This is a genomic window from Chryseobacterium sp. HMWF035 (assembly GCF_003094695.1).
GTDB classification, from domain to species: Bacteria; Bacteroidota; Bacteroidia; order Flavobacteriales; family Weeksellaceae; genus Chryseobacterium; species Chryseobacterium gambrini.
In genome coordinates this window covers 52,618-72,497 of sequence record NZ_QEHP01000125.1, presented here as the reverse complement: position 1 = coordinate 72,497, position 19,880 = coordinate 52,618, and the positions used below count along the sequence as shown (strand labels likewise).

Below are 19,880 nucleotides of genomic sequence, written 5' to 3'. Positions count from 1 at the left end.
ACAATAGTTGTGAGCTTTGTGGATAACCTTAGTGTAAGTTGTGGTAAAAAAATAATGATTACAGCAAACAACAAAATCAGAATGATTTAATCTTAACTAAACTTATATATTTAAAATTGAATATCCGTTATTTATCATACTTGAATTTTAATCACGAAGAACACCAGAGGTTTCACAAGAACACAATACTTGTGAACTTTGTGGATAACCTTAGTGTACGTTGTGGTAAAAAAATAATGATTACAGCAAACAACATTTAGTTACAGCATATTGAGGATAATCAGAATTTAAAAAAACTTAATGATTTAAAAATTTTTATCTCTACGTAAAAACATTGCGCATTACGCAGATAATTTTGTAAGCGTAAAATAAAAAGCAATGGATTTTTCTAACCAAAACTTTACGCAAAACGAATGGGAATCATGTCTCAAGGTATTAAAAGCCCTGAAAGATGAGCCATTTCTAAATCCGGACAACCAAACTTTTTCCGGGTTGATCACGAAAATTCATAAGAACGCCAAAAAACAAAACCGTCTGGAAAGTTATTCTAAGATGAAAACGCACGATCTTGAAATTAATTCAGAATCTGTACTGATGAAAAAAGCTTTGGCGGGAGTTTCTGCTTTTTATGATGATGAAAAAAATGATACCCAACTCACCAGATTACAGATTCCCAAAAACTGCTACTGCTGTAACCAGAGTTATCAGTATGCCCATTCCTTTTACACCAGATTATGCCCGAAATGTGCGGATGAAAATTATGAAAAACGTTTTCTTTCGGCAGATTTAGCGGGACGGAATGTCATCTTAACCGGAGGACGTGTAAAGGTAGGTTTCGCAACGGCTTTAAAGCTCCTGAGAAATGGTGCCAATTTGGTTTTGACGACCCGTTTTCCGGCTTTGGCACTGGAAACTTTGCAGCAGGAAGCAGATTATGAAGAATGGAAAGACAGACTTTGGGTGTATGGTCTCGATCTCAGAAATCTGAAGGCAATTCAGGAATTTATAGACTTTTATCAGTCGAAATTTGAAACGCTTGATATTCTCATCAATAATGCGGCACAGACGATTAAATATCCCGATCAGTATTACCTTCCGATCATCAGACGTGAAAACGAAATGCTCGTTGAGTTTAAAAATAATCATAAATTGATTCCGAACGCAACCCCCATTTCCGCAGAGGTCGGAAAATTGGAATATGCGCAGAATGAAGAAACAAATGTCGCTTTAACGCGTTTCGGACAACCGGTGGATAATCGTGATAAAACAAGCTGGAATTCCACTCTGGAAGAGATTTCGATGTACGAATTGGTTGAGGTGAATTTAATCAATCACATTGCGCCGTATTTTCTGATCAAAGAGTTAAAACCTTTAATGAAGGCTTCTTCTTTCAAAGAAAAATTCATCGTTAATGTAACATCTTCAGAAGGTATTTTCAGCTATAACAACAAAACGATGTTTCATCCGCATACCAATATGACGAAAGCAGCTTTGAATATGATGACGCTTACTTCTGCTAAAGAATTTGAAAAAGATCAGATTTATATGACGGCAGTAGATGTAGGATGGATTTCTACAGGTGCGAAGGAAAGTTTAAGAAAGAAACAATTTGAGCAGGGATACATTCCGCCGCTGGATTCTGTAGACGGAGCTGCGAGAATTCTGCATCCTATTGTGGAAGGAATCAACGGAAATTATTTCAGCGGAGTTTTATTGAAAAATTATAAAATTAATGACTGGTAAAATATAAAAAGTTAGCTCAGAGGAAGAGCATCTGGTTGACGCCCAGAAGGTCACGGGTTCAAGTCCTGTACTTTTTAGAAAGAAACTCATAGTTGTAACTGGAAAAACATTGCACTTTCTATGCAAAATTACAGGTTCGAGCCCTATTGAGTTTCCAAATAGAAAGCGTGAGTTCAGCAGGAAGAATACCGCCATGTCGCGGCGGAGGTCGTGGGTTCGAGTCCCGCACGTTTCTAAGAGCGCATCGTCTAAATGGAAGGACACCGGCTTATCGTGCCGGAAATTCAGGTTCGAGTCCTGCTGCGCTCCCAAAATGGAGACAATAGTAATAAAAATGGAAAAATACATTCTTCTAAAATGAGTTGCGGGTTCGAGTCCTGCTTGTCTCCCAAAACGGAAATGGTAGCTCAATAGAAGAGCGCTGACCTTCCAAGTCAGAGGCTGCAGGTTCGAATCCTGCCCATTTCACAATGAATACATAAGACAAAAGTTGTAGTTTAATCCGGAAAAATATATTCCGACCGAATAAGTTGTCGGTTCGATCCCGACCTTCTTTTGCTTTATCTTAAAAATAAAAGCCATGTTAAAAAAAGTATTAGTTTTTTTCGGAATTATTGATGAAGTATATACCCCTGTTCCGATGCAGTGGAAAGAAAGACCGGTTGTTGAAAAGCTTCCTGAAACATCTAAACCTTTGGTACATAAAACAGAAGAAGTCATTTTGGAAACTTTGCCAAAACCTGTTCCCCAAACTGTAGAAAAAACGTTGGAAAAGCCTGAAAAAAAAGAAAAAGAATTAACCAGAACTGAAAGAAAAAGACCGGTTAATAATCATAATCCAATTGAAAACTTCTCAGAATTCACCAAAGATTTTAAAACTTACTGTCTTGAAAAAACAAGTAACCAGCATATGCTGAAAGCTAAAAATTACAGTATTTATGATAAAAACGGAGTAACGGAAACATTCATTACTTCAGAGGATTCTTTTATCACGCATAACGAACACAAAACGCTCCGAATCCAAAGCGAATGTTTTGTAAAATATATCCAGCAGGAATATAACCCCATAACAAGACTGATAGAAAATGCATACGACTAAACCCATACAACGATATAAAATATTTTCCGTAAAAGACTTCACGGAAGCTGTTTTTGATGAGAATGCATCCATAGAAATTTATGCTAAAAACACAACCTTTAATTGTACTGAAATTAAAGGAAATCTCGTGTTGAGAGGGGAAGGCTGCAATTTTCCGAATCTTGAGACTGTAAAAGGGAATCTCTCCATAGATGCTCCCGACTGTTCTTTTCCGGAGCTGAAAATGGTAGAAGAAAATTTTACGATGCATTGCCCTGCAATGTTGGATCGGCTGGAAAAAGTAAGAGGTAATTTTAAATGTATTGTTGATTTCAGCTTTAAAAACTTAGCAACAATAGGAGGAAGTATTGAATTGAAAAATGCTGCCGTGTATGCAAAAAGTAAAAAGTTGGTACAGGGAAGAGTCGTTATCCCGATAAACCATCAGTATGAAATTAAAAATCTTCCAAAAGACGGAATCTTTAATATTGATATTTTCGGAGATCATATTATGATACCGCATCAGGAAATCCGCGGAAGAATCAACATTTTTGGTAAAGATATTTCCTTTCCGAATCTGGAATTCGTTCATGGAGGGCTTAAAATAGAAATCACAGATTCTTTAGCCGATGAATGTACCCATGATTTCCCTGTGCTGAAAAAAATGACAGGTAATCTTCGCCTTGTGCGGGCAAAACTTTCTTTTCCTGAACTTCAGGAAATGACGGGCACCATTCATCTTGAAAATGGTTCGTATGTTAACTTCTCTGCTTTGGAAATCTCTGGCGGAATTATGATCAATCATCGGTCCGGAGCTTCTTTTCCTGTATTGAAAGAAATAAACGGAGCATTGAAAAATCATGGTTCGGAAACCTGTTACTTAAATGCACTGGAAAAGATAAAAAGTACGTTTTGTACCTATCAGATTTCGGCCCCGAATATTGTTGAAATTGGCGGAGATTTAGACATTCATGCATATACTCATAATAGATTTGATCATTTAAAGAGAGTCAGCGGAAGAATACTGGGTTCTTCAAAAGTTCAGCTTAAAGCGTTGGAATATGTAGGAATTTTAGATAATGCAAGTTTAGCAGGCTCCGAATTTCCTTCTTTGAAGGAGGTTACGCATTATTTTTACGGAACGCATACCGGACTGGAGAATGTGGCAAAAAATATTTATTTTAGAGTTACGGACAGTCTTTGCATTACAAAAGATCAGTTTATTGTCGGAAGGTCAAATTTTACTTTTGTTTTGAATTTGCAACGTCATTATTTTAAAAAGCTGATTTCTATTTTAAAACTGAGACACAGCAGCTTTCAGAATTTTAAAACACGGGAATTTGAAAGAGAGTGGACGCATTACAATACTCCGGTTTTTAATGATGTTTTAAATAGAATTGAAAAATTATGGGAGAAGGTAGAGCCGATCGGTTTTGATGAATTTTTCAATGATAAAGACCGAAACTTTAAGCTTTTCTGTTTCAGTTATTTCGGAGTCGGGAATTTAATGAAAAACCTGAAAGCTGAAAAAATCAATCAGGCAGAAATTGAGGTTAATTATTTTGGATATGATGATAATGGAAATGAATATATAACGAAGAAAATCAATCAGTATGAAGTTCATCAGGTTGAAAATGAAAAACTCGGAATATTCGTCTGGGGTTCTGCAAACCGCTACTCTTATGCTGTAAAATGCTGGTGTCCCTCTACGGAAAAAGAACATTGGCTGTGGATTGAGGAAGCGTATAAAGACAATGCGTTAACGGCAATTGCATCCACTTTCAGAATTCATGAAAACATCATCCCGCACATCAGATGTTTAAAAAGACAGGGAGATCTGCTGATTTGCGAATTGAATAAAAAAATTCCGCCGCGTGGTGCTGTAAGAGCTTTAACCGCTTCAGAATATTTCGGTCTTCTGGAAGCTGAAACCTAAAAATAAGAAACAGTAGTTTAATCTGGAAAAGCACTCCGAGCCCAGGAGGGTTGCAGGTTCGAATCCTGCCTGTTTCTGTTTTTTTAAAATTTAAAAAGCATTTTAGGATTAATCTTTTTCTCTCGCAGTTTTCGCGGATGACGCAGTTTTTTTTCATTAAGCCGACATAGGAAGCTGAAGCGTTAAGAAAATTAATCATGTGAACGTTAAGAAAATTCTACTGTTTGAACGCGGTGAAAATATTAAATCAAAAAACAAATACCAAATTCGCGCGAGTTTTAGAATTTTTAGAGAACATTATTAATTTTTAGCGTAAGATTCCAAGTCTTGAACTTTTGTTTCTTTTGCTTCAAGGCAAAAGAAAATTAAAATGAAAATCATGAAAGAATTACAAACCATATTAAATACCATCCTTAAAGAAAAACAAGGATACATTACTTTCCTTACCGGAGCCGGAATTTCTGCGGAAAGCGGACTTCCGACTTACCGCTCGATCGACGGAATCTGGATCAAAGGAACAAAATATCACCGTCCGGAAGAATTCGGGACGTATAAATATTTCAGCCAGAATCAGGAAGAAGTATGGCAGTACAATCTGTTTTGGAAGAACATGATTGCCGAAGCAAAACCTAATCCGGGACATTTGGCGATTACGGAAATTGAAAAACTTTTAGGTGAAAGATTTAAGCTAATTACTCAAAATGTTGACGGGCTTCACCAAAGATCGGGAACGCAGAATGTCTATGAAATTCATGGAAGCAAACAGAAAGTACGCTGTTCAAAAGAATGCAGCGAACCTTTCGATTTCCCTGAAAATATTAAGTATAAAGAATATACCGAAGATTTAACAGCAGATGATATCGACGATCTGAAATGTAAAAAGTGCGGAAACTGGCTTCGTCCTCATACTTTGTGGTTTGATGAAAGTTATAATGAAAAATACTATCATTTCGATACAGCGTACAACATTGCAGACCATACAGATATTTTATTTGTAGTCGGAACTTCGGGATCAACGGCTTTGCCTGTAAATATTGTGGAAACGGTAAAAATCCGTGCAAAATGGATCGTCCTGATCAATCCTGAGAGCGATACGTATTTTGATTATATTTTAAAAGGAAGCAAAACATTATTTTCGGTACAGGAAAGCAGTTCAAAAGCACTTCCTGAATTAAAAATGATGATTGAAGAAATTATAAACGCTTAAATTTTCATATGGAAGCAGTAGTTTAACGGAAAAGCGCGTCATTCTAAGATGAGTTGCAGGTTCAATTCCTGCCTGTTTCCCTTTTTTTGATTCATTTTTTGTCTTGCTGGTTTTTTAACAGATTTAGATTTAAAATAAAAGATTTATACTTCAGAATTAACCACAAAAGTCGCAAAAGAATGTATAGCGAAATGATAGTATATTAAGGTATTTCAAAAGTCTGCAAAGAGAAAAAATCTTTGATTTTTTAACTTATGTGCCCTTTTTTTCCAGTTAAGTATTAAACTTAAAAAACTAAAGTGTTTACATCTTTTTGCATTTTTTGTGGTAAAAAAGTTTAAACAAGTTTCATGTTAAATAAAAGTTTAGAGTAACTTCTATTGTTAAATAAAACGTTTACTGAAAATTATTCCTATATATTATGAGAAACATTTATAATAAAAGTCCTTACAGAGCAAGAGAATATGGTAAAATTCCTCAGTATTTACAAAAATACGGAAACAAGAAATGGAGACGAACTGAAAAATCCGAGATAGAAGATCAACTTAGTGAAACTGTTAAATTTTTTAAGCAAAGAAAGAAAAGGCGAAAATTAATCTGGGTTAAAATCACAAGAGAAATTAACGGAAGAACAGATTCTGATTACAGAAGTTTTTACACGGAAAAATCATTTAAAAGTTCGATAAGCAGAGCACATATAACAAGATACATTTTAATAAATAATAAAACAAAAAAGAAATGAACACATTAATCGACATTGGTATAAACTTAACCAATAAACAATTTTATGACGAACAGGAAGAAATAATCAACCGCGCACTCGACAATGGAGTAGAGCAGATGATCTTCACGGGAACGAGCGTTCGCGGAAGCCAGGAGTCTGCGGAAATTGCAGAAGATTATCCCGAAATTCTGTTTTCAACGGCGGGAATTCATCCTCATGATGCAAAATCTTTTAACAGCGAAAGCATTCCTGCATTAAAAACATTATTAAAACAAGACCACGTTGTTTCCGTAGGAGAATGCGGACTGGATTTCGACAGGGATTTTTCGCCAAGACCTGTTCAGGAAAAATGTTACCGTGCCCAGCTTGAATTATCTGTTGAAGTGAATAAACCGCTTTTTCTTCATGAAAGATCTGCCTTTAAAAGATTTAATGAAATAACGGATGAATATTTGTCTAAACTTCCAAAAGCCGTGGTTCATTGTTTCACAGGAACTTTACAGGAAGCCAAAATATATCTGGATAAAGGCTTTTACTTAGGATTTACCGGAGCCATAAGTGATCAGAACAGGTTTAAACATTTGGAAGAAGTGATAAAATACGTTCCGCTCGACCGGATGATGATTGAAACCGATGCGCCTTTTATGCTGCCGAAAAATATGCCGAGAATGCAGAACCGCAGAAATGAACCTTCCTTTTTACCGTATGTAGCACAGACGATTGCCCATCTGAAGAAAATCGGCATAGCAGAAGTTTCAGATGAAACCACGGAAGTTGCCCGTAATTTTTTCAGGATATAAAAAAAGAGTTCTACAGATGATGTAAAACTCTTTTTTATTTTGTTATAAATTACTGTATGTTGTTTTATTATTTTCTAGTCATTAGTGTAGTCTCAATGTAATGTCATATCAATATATTTGTAAAAAATAGTTAAAAATGAATGATCGTTATTCCAGAAACCGCTTATATGTAACTGAAGAAGAACAAAATCAGATTAAGGATATTCCGATTCTTCTTGCAGGCAGCGGAATTGGGAGTAATATTGCCGAATGTGCTTTAAGATTTGGTTTTGAAAACATAACTATTATTGATGGGGATGTGGTAGAGAACTCAAACCTTAACAGGCAAAACTATACATTTTATGACATTTCGGGATACAAAGCAGAGACTTTATACAATAGATTAAAAAGTATTAATCCAGAGGCGAAACTTCAATTTTATAATGAATTTATTACTGAAGATAATTTGCAGAAAATTATCGGGAAAAATAAAATTGCCATCAATGCTTTGGATTTTACCAGCGATATTCCTTTACGTTTTGATAAAATATGCCAAAAGAAAAAACTTCATATTTTGCATCCTTATAATCTCGGTTGGGGAGGGTTGGTGACTGTTATTGCTCCGAATGGTCTTCCAATAAGCAGTCTTACAAATGATAAAAATTTTAATGAGCTGAAGATGGTAGAATATGTTGCTGGATATTTAAGATTCTGGAAGCAGCCGCACGAATGGTTGGAAAACATCATCGAGGATTACAAAAACGAAAAAGAAAGTCTGCCACCACCACAATTATCAATTGCTTCGTGGACGGTCGCGGCAATGTGTACACATATTATGTTCAATATTGCAACTCATAAATCTTTTAAAGTATTTCCTGAATTTTACTTAAATACCATTATGCAGAGCGTTTAAGCTTACAGAAGTTTATTATTCGTAACATAAGCCAAAGCTTCTGTAATGTTAGATACACCCAATTTTTCGAATAATTTTCTTCTGTGGAATTTTACGGTATCTGCAGATATAAAAATTCTTTGTGCTATTTCATTAATCGTTAAACCCTGAGCATACAGTCTAAGAATTTCCAGTTCTCTTTCAGAAAGTCTTAGTTTTTTTCTTAAAGTCCATTTTTCTGCAACAAGATTGTATTCCCAAATGTCATCTGTTCCCTGTTTGTATATATTAATATTACCTGAAGAGCTGTTTGGCGATAATGATACAATACACATCGCTTTCCACATTTTACCGTCTTTCGATAAAAATAATGGTGTAAGCTTATGATTAATAAGAATTGCTGATTTATTTTCAGTCACCAGATGAAAGTCATAAGATATAGTATGCAGCTTTCTTTCTTCTACGGGAAGTTTATCAAAAAAATTGAACCCCGCTTCATTTATTTTAAAAAGTAGTTCCAGATCATCTTTTGTTACATTCTTGAAATAAAAAAGATATCCCAGATTCTGTACTTCTTCGGGTGTGCAGTTGCATAGAAACAAAGGGTTATCTGAGACGTATTCAAAAATTTTCTTTTCATAATCTATTACATATAAACTTTGATATGTAAGCCTTGAAAAAGCTTTGATTACTTCAAGATAATTTTCTGTTTCAAAGGCTTCAGCACCCAAATTATTTTCTATTCTATTCTTATAAGAGAAGAACTTATTTACTTCATCCATTATTTACAGTGTTTTTATCTACACACTAAGGTGTGATTTAATTGTTTGTAGCAAATCTACACAAAAGTGTAGTAAATAATGCAATTCACTACAATATTTTTACAAAAGAAAACAAAACGATGCATAATTTAAATTTTAACTCTATGGATAATATTACTTTATACAGCCTGGCAAAATTTGTTGTTACTGAAAATTTTCAGCACCATGAAGAGCACTATAATTTAAATAATGTTGAAGAGGAAACCAACACTTTATACAGAGAAGAAATCAACTATCATAATTCTAAAGTTTTTGTTTCTAAAGATCATTTCGGAGACATTATAGGATCAATAAGAACCATTAAATGGAACTATAGTGATGTCTTGCCAATACAAAAATTATTTTCTATAAATCCTTTGTGCTTTACATCTAATAAAGTACTTGACATTTGGCACATAGGAAGATTTGCAATAAAGCATGAGTGTGATAAAAGAAGTTTCCGACTTTTTAAGACATTAATGGTTTTTGCTTTAAATGAAGTTTGCAAAAGTGAAAGCTCTATCGCGGTTGCGGAATGTGATTCAAAATTATTAAGAACATTGAAGGCTTTAGGAATTGAAGCTGAAATTTTAGCCGACCCGATTCATTATCTGGGATCAGAAACTATTCCTGTATTGTTTAAATATGATACTCTAAAAGAGTTTCTTAATAAAAATTATTATTTGCTATCCGATACGAATGTTTTTGAAGATATTTCTTCTATAGTGAAACAGTCAGCTTAAAAAAGATATAAATAAAATGAGGGCTCTGGTTTATATAATTTTATTGGTAAGTAATGTATTCTATTCGCAGAATATGCACTTTGCATATCTGGAGAAGAATATTGATACATTATATTATACGAAATCAGATTACATAAACTACAACATTCCTAGCGTGAATGATTTTAATATAAAAGGAAGCACTTTTAATATTAATAAAGATAAAAGGATTTTATTAATAAAAAAACACTCTGTTGAGCATGATTCTTCTGATGCAAGTTTAATCTTTCAGCTTTTTTCAAAAAATATAGAAGCATTAAGTATAAAAGATCCAGCTACACAAAAAGTAATTTTTAACATAAATCCAAAAAACGGATATAAAGAAATTGAAACAATACTTCCAGGTTTAGACAGAAAATTACTGTCAGAAATTAAAGAAATTGATTTTGAGATTGTAAAGAAAGATCCGGATAGAGAATCGGTGTGTGAAATAAAAAATCTTATTATAGGAAATATAAAGATTCAGAAAAAAAACTTTCTGCCAAATTCCTTATCGGGAAAAATGTTAGGAACTGGGTATGATTCTTATGGTCTTTATAAATCTTATCCGACGTTCGATAAAGAAGAAGACAATAAAGGGACACTATACTTTAGATTACAGAATAATAAATCTGAGTATAAAAGTATAGACAGCCTCATTAACATTATAGAAAAAAATTATCCTTTTGATTTTGCGAGACCCGTAAGTAGAGTTGCAAAAATAAAAGCAGATACACTTAGCGGAATGTGTAATTATATTTCCGGAGTCGACAGCTATATCAGACAGAAATATAATGATCCTCATTTTTCCATTAAAATGAATGGTTGTAAAACAAAAAACAAATCAACAGGTGTATTATTGTATAGATTGAAAGAGGGTTACAAGGTATCCGCGATTTTGGATGATAGCTTAAAGAATAAAATCTATTTAGGAGAATCCATTGTCAGAATCGATGGAACAGAAATTCAAAAACTTTCTTCAGAAAGAGCAAACGAATTGCTCTTGAAAGAACCAAATGGAGTCTCAAAACTTGAATTGAAAAATTCAAAAGGAGAAGTAAGAACTGTTGAATATACACATAAAGATTCATATAAAATACCTTCGAATTTTGTACAGAAAACTGAATTTTCAACAATAAATGATGAGATAGTTTATCTGAAAATAAAACATATTGACAAGGATGCATTGTATATTTTTCTTGAAAATCTGCCTGAGATCAAAAGCAAAAAAAAGTTGGTTATAGATCTTAGAAACAATGGAGGAGGAGACTTTTTGATAGGAGCACAAATACTTTCATTATTTATCCCGGACGAGTTTAAATACTATCAGTTGAGAGATAAATTTTCAGGGAAAAATGAAGACGTAATTGTGAATAAAAATCTTTCTGATAACATTATCAGCAACAAACTGGAACTTCGTGTTTTAGTAAATAAAAATACTTCGTGTGTATCTGAGCTTCTTGCTTATAACCTGAAAAAATACTTTAAAAATACAAAAGTAATCGGGATAGAACATACGGCGGGTGCTTTAGCTACACTTTACGAAGTCCTACTGGAAAACAACAACAACGTAAAGTTCAGAACAAACGCCTTTGCCAGAAGCATCATCATGCTGGACGGAAAAAGTATAGAAGGTAAAGGGATCTCGCCGGATATTCATGTGAATATCAGGAAGATCGAAGACTTACAACCTTACAATGATAAGGTTTTAATAACGGCTATTTCGAAATAAGCATAAACAAACAAATTATTAATCATTTAAAAAATTTAACAAAATGAAAACAGAAATCAACAACCCAGAAACTGTTCAAATCGAATTAGAAAAAACTGAATTAGTAAAGCCAACTCCAATTGATGATATGTTATCAAACGAAGTAGAAGCTTTATGCGAATCTTTCGGATGTGGTTACAACGCTGGTAAAGCGTCTGGAGACACTACAGAAGATACAGACATCTTATTCTAATTAAAAGGTATATAGGCATTCAGCAAATGCTGAGTGCCTATTTCTTACAAAAATTTTAAACTGGAAAAAATGGAATCAAAAGTAAATCCTGAAACCGAAGAATCTGAATTTGAAAAATCAGAACTGGTAAAACCGCAACCTATCGAAAATAAGTTGGTAGATGAAGCAGAAGCTCTGTGTGAATCATTTAACTGTAGTTATTTTACAGGAAAAGCATCGGGCGACACTTCCAATGATGACGATATTCTTTTCTAACCGTAAATGTCGTTGATAAACTGTCTATTTAATCTTTAATCCTAATAATTATGATTTTAAAACTTAAAGCCAATCCATATAACTTTCTTATTCCTGTAGAAGAAGAAAATCAATTTATTCTTTATAATTCTCTTACCAGCGGATTGGAAGTATTAAATTTTGAAAATGGGCAATTTCTTCTGGAGAAGAGCCAGTATTCTTTTTTTATACACGATGAAAGCGAAGGACGGTTTAATGATCTTGTAAAATATTTGTATGATAAGGAATACATTATAGAAGCGGATAAAGATGTAAGATCATTATTTTCCAGATATACCGACGAAAACCAGTACAAATTTGCGAAAACGATCAATCTTACTATTGGAACCACCATTACATGTAATATGGGATGTTCTTATTGTTTTGAATTTGTAAAACCCAATCATACATTAAAAGAAGATAAAGTAAAGAAGGGAATAAAAGATTATATAGAAGATCTTGTTTTAAAATCAGGAAAAGATATTGAGACACTTTCTATAACTTGGTATGGTGGTGAACCGCTGATTAATGTAAAAGCAATTCAGGATCTTACGGTAAGTCTAACAGAAGTCTCAAGGAAGTATAATCTAAAGTACGTGTCGAATATCATTACGAACGGAATTTACCTGAACGAAAAAAACGTAAAAATTCTTGAAGACTGTGATGTGCACAGCGTACAGATTACAATAGACGGTGCAAAAGAAACTCATGATAAGAAAAGACCTTTAAAGCAGATCAACAAAAAAAACTACGAAGTTATTCTTGAAAATCTTTCTAAAGTTCCTAAAGATTCTAAAATACAGTTCTTAATAAGAATAAATGTAGACAAAGAGGTTGCCGGGACAATAGATACATTTTTAGATGATCTCAAAAATATGAATATCTGGCCGGAAAAATTTAAGCAGGTATCATTTGATCCTTCATGGTTACGTACGTATGAAGAGATCGAAACTTCAGAAGAAGAACTGGAAAAAAGAATGAATCTTGATGAATTCTTCGATTTTAAAATGAGCTTCAGAAAAAATATTATGAACAGATTTAATGCATGGAGCAATGAAACCAATCTGAAAATAAAATCCAAGCTGAAATGGGATCTTCCTAATTACCAGACAACATGTGCAACATGGGCTTCACCGATTAGTATGACGATTGATCCGAACGGGTATATTCACAAATGCTGGGAAACAATTCATGATGATTCTCATGCTCCTGCTTCAGTATTTGAAGGATATAACGCAGAGAAATTTACAAAACATTCTTCATTCAACAGGTTCAAGCATAATGAAATATGTACCAACTGTAAGGTTTTACCTATCTGCGACACAATTACATGTTCGCACGAAGCCATAAAAGCGAATGTACCGATCTGCAGTTCATGGAAATATAAGTTGGAAGATTACTTAAAAGAACAATACATCAATATGCTTTATTCTCCGGAAACCATCTCAAGACCGCAGATTAATGTATTGGAAAATACAGGGCATTCTGCAAAATAAAATTGAAGTTATGATTATAGGAATTATTGATACAGGAGTAGACCATACCCATCAGAGACTTAAAGAATGTGATATTAAAGGTATTACATTGTTTAAAGATTTTTCAGGAAATATCATCACTAAAGAAAATGAATTTAGTGATCATAAAGGTCATGGTACAGGAATCGCCTCAATTATCAATTCGCACCTGAAATCATGCAATTTATATGTTATAAAGCTCGATTCTCATAATCATGTTATATCAGAAGATCTTTTAACAGAAGCTATCTCCAGAATGGTAGATTGTAATGTGAATATCATCAACATAAGTATGGGGATAAATTCCGAGATCACGCCTGCTAAAATGCAGCATGCAATCAACAGATCCTATGAAAAAGGAATTCCCGTTTTTGCAGCCAATTATTATGATGCTTCGAAACAATGTTTTCCTGCTAATTTTACACAGACATTTTCTATAGGAACAGGTTATATTAAAGAAAAACAAAGTTTCAAAGTACTGAATGACAATTACGACATTATTGCCAAGGGAGGCTTTCAGAGAGTTGCCGTTCCCAATCGTTCTTTTGCTTTCAGTGTAGGAACCAGTCTTGCAACAGCACATATTACAGGAATTGTAAGCAATGCTTATAGGAACGAAGAATGGAAAACTATTCCGGATCTTAAAAAGTGGCTCGAAGAAAATTCTGATAAGAGTATTTTCAGCCTTACAAAGCATGATACGGAAATCAGTCGGAATATCATAAACATCAGAGAATACATTAAAGAAGATATTACAGCTCTTACGAAAGTTTTAAAGCCATCTCAAAACTTCAGAAAGCTGGCTCTCTTTCCTTTTGATGAAAAAGAAATACAATCAATTATCGAAAATAGAGAACAGTCTGAATACGACATTTCTTTAATCATAGACACACCAAGAAACATCATTCATAAAGAGAAAAATACAAATAAAATTCCCTTAACAAAGAAACTTGAAGATGAGGATTTTCTTTTATTTGATACTTTGGTTGTAGGATATTTTAATGATCTGAAAGATGAGATCAACACATTATTCGGATTAAAGCTGATTACGGAATGTCTCATGAGAAATAAAAATTTTATTCTCTGGGATGCTTCAGTAAAATCGATCATTAAAAACATTATTAAAAATGAAAAGATCCATTACAAAGGAGAGATTTTTTTAACACATATTGACCGCTCAATGAAGAAAGATATTTACATGAACATTTCTTCTTCATTCGAAACAACGATCCCTTCAATTTGTGTTATAGGAACCAACAGCAAACAGGGAAAATTTACGACCCAGCTAAAAATTAAAAAAGTTCTGGAAAAAAGCAATTATAAAGTTTCCTTTATCTCAACAGAACCGCAAGGCTGTGTTTTGGGTGCAGATTCTGTTTTCCCTTTCGGGCACAAAAGTTCTGTAAAAGTTGAAGCTGAAGAATGGTATCATATCATTAACGGATTAAAAAATTATTCAAAGCAAAAGAAAAATCCGGATATAATTATTACGGGAATTCAAAGCGGAATTTTGCCCAAACATCCTGTATATGTTAATAAATTACCGGAAAAACTTATTTATACAAATGCTTTTTATCCTGATGCAATTATATGTACAATCAATCCCGATGATACAATAGATTTTATAAAGAGAACGGTTGAAGCCGTAAAATCTTTTAATTATTGCGATGTACTGTTCTACTGCCTTACTCCGTGGATTATAAAACATGAAAAGGGAATTACTTTAAAAACCAGACTTACAGACAAGGAATATGATGAAAAACTGTCTTTCTACTCCGAAAATCTTGATAAGCCGGTGATTGATATAAAGAATGATAAAAATGAAACGGTAATAATAAAACAAATTCAAAATTATTTTAAAAAATAAACACCATGGATTATAATAAAGTTTTTGATCAGATAAAAGACAAACTTCCTTCGATAGAGATTAATGATTTTTCTGATCTTACGGCAAAAGATTTCAAAGCAAAATATGGTTATCCGGAAGTTCCGGTACTTTTGAAATCAAGATTTAAAAACCTGTATGAAAGTATTGATTTTGAAGAACTGGACAAAACTTTCCATTCAAAAGACTGGGTATTTGAATCTACTGAAGAGAAAGAAGCCTGTAAAATGAGCTTTAAAAGCTATTCCGAGAGTGGCAGCACTGCATATTACCTGAGATTAAATATGAAAAGCATCGATTTTCAAATACATGCTCCACAGATTTTTGAGTGTTGGTACAAATCTTATCCTACTGAAAAAGAAAAAAAAGAACTTACATGGCTTTATTACGGAAATAAAAATACATTCACAAATATTCATACCGATGTCTGGAAGTTTAATTCTTGGCTTCTTCTATTGAAAGGTAAGAAACTATGGTTTATTTATCCCAAAGCATATAATTCTATCATTAAAAAAGAAAAAGAAAAATTCGGTATTGAAAATATTCAAAATTTACTGAATAGTAATATAAAACCATTAATGGTAGTTCAGAATCCCGGGGAAATGATGTATGTACCAAGTGATACTTTTCATTTTGTGATCAATCTTGAAACCTCACTCGCATACACAGGAAATTTCATGAATGAAACCAATTATGAGAACGTAAAACAGTTTTTTGCAAAATCTGACAATAAAAACAATAAGAAGTTCATCAATAATATTATCGCGACCGGAATGACCAACTTTAAAATAAGAAACTTATGAAACTGAGACAGGAAACCATAGAAGATAAAAATGTCTACATTGTGGATGATGTTCTTACACAGACAGAAGTAGAATCATTTTACAAGTTTGCAAGTTCGCTGAGCTATGCCAGAACGGAAAAAAGTAATCATGCAGATCAGTTCCCCAAGTATGTAGTTAATTTTGATACAGAAAAATTTGAAAATAATACATTTTTAGGAAAAAAATCCAAAGAACTTCTTAATCAGTTTGTCAAGGATTCAGAGGATTACAAACTTTTCAGAGCCTACATCAATCTGTCTCTTTACGGAGACGTAGAATTTCCTCACAGAGATTGCCCGAAAGACAGAGGAGATATTACCATACTTTACTACATCAATGAGTATTGGGAGAAAAACTATGAAGGAGAAACCATTTTCTATGCAGAAGGAGATTCACAATTCTGTGTACTTCCAAAACCCGGAAGATTTGTGGTTTTTAACGGAGATATAGAACACAAAGGAGGATTACCTTCCAGAATCTGTAAAACACCCAGATATACCTTAGCGGTAAAATATTGTTATAAAAACTTAGAACTATGATAAGTACAGAACAAAGAATTGTTGCTATTTTGGATACGATTACCTCCCAAAACAGCATTTTTAGTGAAATGACTACCGAGGAAAAAATACAGACATTACCTTCAGAATCAATGCTTACATTACAGTTTATTACCTATCTGGAAGAAGAGTTTGATATTGAATTTGAAGATGATGAGCTTGATATTTCCTTTTTTGAATCTATCGGAAAAATTACCGCAGCAGTAATGAAACATACAAATGAAAAAACTGTTTAATACATATAATTTTTATTTTCTTTTTTTAGGGATATTTCTTCATGCGCAATATTCTGTAGAAGGAACGGTATCTGGTAATTCTTTACCTGTAAGAGATATACAGGTGTTGCTTCGTGCCGAAAAAGACTCAGCTATAGTTGCCAATTCTTCTACCGAAAAGGATGGGAAATATCTCTTCAGAAATGTTCCGAAAGGAGGATATATTCTTCAGCTATTATATCCAAATAAGGAAAAATTTAGAAATATTTTCGTAGATAAAAATATTAAACAGGATTTCACACTAAACTCCGAAAAAGAAAGTGTAATTGAAGGTATTGTGATAACCGCGGCTCCAAAATTAATCACAAGAGAACTTAATAAAACCACAATTAATATCTCCAGATCTATATACAAATCCGGAGATAATGGATATACATTGATGAATATTGTTCCCGGAGTTAATGCAAATATTGCCAATGGAATACAGTATCGTGGTCAGCAAGGAGTTTCGGTTTATGTTAATGGAAAAAAAATAAGAATGTCTGGAGCACAGCTTCAGAATTATCTGAAGTCTATTTCTTCTGTATCCATTGAAAAAATAGAATTTACTTCAGAAACGGGATCAGAATATGAAGGGGACGAAAAAAATGCAGTCATTAATATTATCTTAAAGAAAAATTATAACTACGGACTGAGTGGATATATCTATGAAAATATTCAGCAACACAGATATACGAGCTTTTCTTCCGGATTTGGACTCAATTACAAAACGAATAAAGTAAATTATTTCTTAGGATACAATAATTATACAGGTAAAAGCTATTCTGATAACGATGAAATTCAGAAATATACTCAGTCGAACTTTTCGACCATTCAGAAAGAAAAATATGTAGAGTCTCCTAGATATAACGAATTAAAAGCAGGAATTGATTACGAGATCACATCCAGACATATTCTGACTGCCGATTATACTTTTTCTGTAAATAATATAAAATCTACAGGAAAAACCAATCTGGAATATTTCAGAAATACGAGAGACTCTTTAGACTTTATTAATAATTCAAAAAAAATTAGATTAGAAAACCATTTATTAAATATAAGCTACAAATACAAGATCGATTCTTTAGGAAGTAAACTGGAGACAGGATATAATTATATTGGCTATTTTAATAATTATGCTTCCAATGTAGATTCGTTTTTTTATCTGAATGATGATTCACAAAGAAGAGCTCCGGATTTTCTCCAAATACAAAATCCTCTTTCTGTTGATATGCACATTGGTTATGCAGATCTTTATTATGTCTTTAATCAAAATAATAAATTGAGACTGGGAACAAAGTTTATCTCTTCTTTAAGTAAAAATGAAATAGATTACTCGCAGACTTATCAAAGTTCGGATTACAGATACAAAGAAGATATATTATCTTTTTACAGCAGTTATCAGAGCAAAATAGGTTCCGTTTCATTTAATATTGGAGGCAGGGTTGAGCGTACTGCATATCATGGAGAAGATTCTTTCTCGCAATATCAGATTGATGCAGACAGGTGGAATTTTTTTCCGTCAGTATTTTTACAGAAAGATCTGGGAAAAGGGAATATCAACTTTTCTTACAACAGAAAAATAACAAGACCATCTTTCCAGTTGCTGAATCCTTTTAAAGATATAGAAGATACAAGATTCATTAATGTAGGAAACCCTTCATTAATGCCATTTTTCCAGAACAATTTTAAGATGTCTTATTTGCTGAAAGATAAATACTCTTTCGAAGCAGGATTCAATACAACAAAAGGTATGATCAGCGAAGTATATTATTTGGATAATCTTGAAAATATTACTTACAAAACCTATGCAAACTTGAATAAGGAAAACGAAATGTATTGGAATGTTTTTATTCCGGTCGATATTACAAAATGGTTTAAGCTGAATATTTTTACAAGCAATAGCTATAAACAGGTAACTTTTGATAGCGAAAAGGTAAGTGTGTTTTGTCCCTATTATTCATTATCTGCAAAATTGACACTTCCGCACAAATATTATTTGGATATCAATTACGATTATAAAGGCAAATCGTTATGGAACAAATATTTTCTGGACAGTCAGCAAAGTCTGAACTTTACGCTAAGAAAATCTTTCTTTAAAGACGCCTTGTCACTAAGCTTTGATGCAGTAGATCCTTTCCGGCTGAGAAAGATTAAAATAAATATTGATGAAAATGATTTCACAAGGAGTATTGTTAACAGACTTCCTACAAGATTTTATTCTTTGGGACTTACTTACAACTTCAATGCAGGTAAAAAAAATACTCAAAGAGAATCATTTGATAACAGCAATGCCGAACAACAAAATAGATTAAACAAATGAAAAAATTAACAATTTTTACAGTACTAATGATGTTCTGTCTTACAACAACATCATTTTTTTATCAGAAAGAATGGGAAAATGAAATCTCGGAATGCGGAATCAGAATGAAATTCGTAAAGCTGCATAAAAAAGTGAAATTTGATATTCCGTGCCAGTCTCAAAGCAAAAACTTCGTGATAGAACATCATTTAAAAGATCAGTCCGTGAAGTTGGAATTTTTCAAAAAAAATAAAGAACTGATAAAAAGTATTGAGCTCTCCGGAGAATCTAAAAAAGAGATTTCACTAGCTGGGTATGAAAAGTCTTTTACGGTACAGATAAGCTCCGTTGGAAGCTCAGGATCTGTTTTGATAAGACCTAATTAAA

General features: G+C 33.1%; 18 protein-coding genes and 6 tRNA genes. 23 read left to right on the top strand and 1 reads right to left on the bottom strand.

What is annotated here, in order from left to right; all coding sequences use genetic code 11:
• Positions 1-378: 378 nt before the first annotated feature.
• The 12 genes from DD829_RS19800 (at position 379) to DD829_RS19740 (ending at position 8,380) form a co-directional block, all read left to right on the top strand.
• Positions 379-1,743 (top strand): SDR family NAD(P)-dependent oxidoreductase, encoded by a 1,365-nt coding sequence (locus DD829_RS19800; RefSeq protein WP_108409085.1) that lies wholly within the window; start codon positions 379-381, stop codon positions 1,741-1,743.
• A 5-nt stretch (positions 1,744-1,748) separates the two neighbouring features.
• Positions 1,749-1,820 (top strand) — tRNA-Val (locus DD829_RS19795).
• An 84-nt stretch (positions 1,821-1,904) separates the two neighbouring features.
• Positions 1,905-1,978 (top strand) — tRNA-Asp (locus DD829_RS19790).
• A gap of 2 nt (positions 1,979-1,980) precedes the next feature.
• Positions 1,981-2,052 (top strand) — tRNA-Asp (locus tag DD829_RS19785).
• Positions 2,053-2,059: 7 nt separating this feature from the next.
• Positions 2,060-2,132, top strand: a tRNA-Arg gene (locus DD829_RS23845).
• Between the two features lie 7 nt (positions 2,133-2,139).
• Positions 2,140-2,211, top strand: a tRNA-Gly gene (locus tag DD829_RS19780).
• Positions 2,212-2,323: 112 nt separating this feature from the next.
• On the top strand, positions 2,324-2,842 hold the full coding sequence (locus DD829_RS19775; RefSeq protein WP_108409086.1) for a hypothetical protein: 519 nt from the start codon (positions 2,324-2,326) through the stop codon (positions 2,840-2,842).
• A complete protein-coding gene (locus DD829_RS19770; RefSeq protein ID WP_108409087.1) occupies positions 2,829-4,757 on the top strand; it encodes a hypothetical protein in 1,929 nt (642 codons plus the stop codon). The genes DD829_RS19775 and DD829_RS19770 overlap by 14 nt, the downstream gene beginning before the upstream one ends.
• A 6-nt stretch (positions 4,758-4,763) precedes the next feature.
• Positions 4,764-4,834, top strand: a tRNA-OTHER gene (locus DD829_RS19765).
• Between the two features lie 302 nt (positions 4,835-5,136).
• Positions 5,137-5,964 carry an SIR2 family NAD-dependent protein deacylase gene (locus DD829_RS19760; RefSeq protein WP_108409088.1) on the top strand — a complete coding sequence of 276 codons (828 nt, stop codon included), beginning with the start codon at positions 5,137-5,139 and terminating at the stop codon, positions 5,962-5,964.
• Positions 5,965-6,702: 738 nt separating this feature from the next.
• On the top strand, positions 6,703-7,488 hold the full coding sequence (locus DD829_RS19745; protein WP_108411078.1) for a TatD family hydrolase: 786 nt from the start codon (positions 6,703-6,705) through the stop codon (positions 7,486-7,488).
• 136 nt (positions 7,489-7,624) lie between these two features.
• Entirely contained in the window at positions 7,625-8,380 is a 756-nt protein-coding gene (locus tag DD829_RS19740; protein WP_108411077.1) for a ThiF family adenylyltransferase, read from the top strand.
• 2 nt (positions 8,381-8,382) lie between these two features.
• Here DD829_RS19740 and DD829_RS19735 read toward each other — a convergent pair whose 3' ends face one another.
• Positions 8,383-9,141 carry a response regulator transcription factor gene (locus tag DD829_RS19735; protein ID WP_108411076.1) on the bottom strand — a complete coding sequence of 253 codons (759 nt, stop codon included), beginning with the start codon at positions 9,139-9,141 and terminating at the stop codon, positions 8,383-8,385.
• Between the two features lie 143 nt (positions 9,142-9,284).
• Between DD829_RS19735 and DD829_RS19730 the strand changes: the two genes are divergently transcribed.
• The 11 genes from DD829_RS19730 to DD829_RS19680 all read left to right on the top strand — a co-directional run bounded on the left by DD829_RS19730 (position 9,285) and on the right by DD829_RS19680 (position 19,879).
• A complete protein-coding gene (locus DD829_RS19730; RefSeq protein WP_123906943.1) occupies positions 9,285-9,902 on the top strand; it encodes a hypothetical protein in 618 nt (205 codons plus the stop codon).
• Positions 9,903-9,918: 16 nt separating this feature from the next.
• A complete protein-coding gene (locus DD829_RS19725) occupies positions 9,919-11,652 on the top strand; it encodes a S41 family peptidase (protein WP_116548089.1) in 1,734 nt (577 codons plus the stop codon).
• A gap of 43 nt (positions 11,653-11,695) precedes the next feature.
• Positions 11,696-11,884: a hypothetical protein gene (locus tag DD829_RS19720; protein WP_108411243.1), complete on the top strand. Its 189-nt coding sequence runs from the start codon at positions 11,696-11,698 to the stop codon at positions 11,882-11,884.
• 69 nt (positions 11,885-11,953) lie between these two features.
• Positions 11,954-12,139 (top strand): hypothetical protein, encoded by a 186-nt coding sequence (locus DD829_RS19715; RefSeq protein WP_123906942.1) that lies wholly within the window; start codon positions 11,954-11,956, stop codon positions 12,137-12,139.
• Positions 12,140-12,189: 50 nt separating this feature from the next.
• On the top strand, positions 12,190-13,653 hold the full coding sequence (locus DD829_RS19710; RefSeq protein ID WP_116548088.1) for a radical SAM/SPASM domain-containing protein: 1,464 nt from the start codon (positions 12,190-12,192) through the stop codon (positions 13,651-13,653).
• A 10-nt stretch (positions 13,654-13,663) separates the two neighbouring features.
• A complete protein-coding gene (locus DD829_RS19705) occupies positions 13,664-15,538 on the top strand; it encodes a S8 family peptidase (RefSeq protein ID WP_165814888.1) in 1,875 nt (624 codons plus the stop codon).
• A gap of 5 nt (positions 15,539-15,543) precedes the next feature.
• Entirely contained in the window at positions 15,544-16,359 is an 816-nt protein-coding gene (locus DD829_RS19700) for a JmjC domain-containing protein (RefSeq protein ID WP_108410327.1), read from the top strand.
• The gene (locus tag DD829_RS19695; RefSeq protein WP_108410326.1) at positions 16,356-16,919 is read left to right on the top strand and encodes a 2OG-Fe(II) oxygenase; all 564 of its coding nucleotides are present in this window, start codon (positions 16,356-16,358) and stop codon (positions 16,917-16,919) included. The genes DD829_RS19700 and DD829_RS19695 overlap by 4 nt, the downstream gene beginning before the upstream one ends.
• On the top strand, positions 16,916-17,173 hold the full coding sequence (locus DD829_RS19690; protein WP_108410325.1) for a hypothetical protein: 258 nt from the start codon (positions 16,916-16,918) through the stop codon (positions 17,171-17,173). The genes DD829_RS19695 and DD829_RS19690 overlap by 4 nt, the downstream gene beginning before the upstream one ends.
• The gene (locus DD829_RS19685; RefSeq protein WP_116548086.1) at positions 17,157-19,514 is read left to right on the top strand and encodes an outer membrane beta-barrel protein; all 2,358 of its coding nucleotides are present in this window, start codon (positions 17,157-17,159) and stop codon (positions 19,512-19,514) included. Before DD829_RS19690 ends, DD829_RS19685 begins: the two co-directional genes overlap by 17 nt.
• On the top strand, positions 19,511-19,879 hold the full coding sequence (locus tag DD829_RS19680; RefSeq protein ID WP_123906941.1) for a hypothetical protein: 369 nt from the start codon (positions 19,511-19,513) through the stop codon (positions 19,877-19,879). The genes DD829_RS19685 and DD829_RS19680 overlap by 4 nt, the downstream gene beginning before the upstream one ends.
• Position 19,880 lies beyond the last annotated feature (1 nt).